Raw genomic sequence first — 337 nt, 5'->3', positions numbered from 1 at the left:
GTGGGAGACCACCCTGCGCTCCGCCTCGCCGTCGGGGCCCAGGAGGGAGACCTCGGTGGTGTAGGTGAAGCCGGTCCGCTGGTCGAAGACATCGTCCTCGCCCGCGAAACCGCCCCCCGCACCCGTATAGGCGCGGCCCTCCTCCACTGCGGGGGAGAACCGCTGCTCGGGTGCGGCCAGTTCGCCCTTGTCGTCGAGGGTGCGCAGGCGGGTCGCGGCCAGCGCCGGGACGGGGGATCCGGGGATCTCCTCGTAGGCGATCTCGGTCACCGCGCCGAGGGGCGAGGCGACGCGGGTGACGACGGGGCCGTGTCCGGCCAGCGGCCGCCCGTACTCC

General features: G+C 74.5%; 1 protein-coding gene. It reads right to left on the bottom strand.

Going from position 1 to position 337, the window contains the following annotated elements; genetic code table 11:
* A partial coding sequence (locus tag IF89_RS39895; RefSeq protein ID WP_043195052.1) for a hypothetical protein occupies positions 1-337 on the bottom strand: 337 nt, incomplete at both ends.

Source organism: Streptomyces sp. NRRL F-2664 (genome assembly GCF_000719345.1).
Taxonomy (GTDB): Bacteria; Actinomycetota; Actinomycetes; order Streptomycetales; family Streptomycetaceae; genus Streptomyces.
Note: the sequence above shows the minus strand (reverse complement) of the source record. Positions and strands in the feature narration are given on the sequence as shown.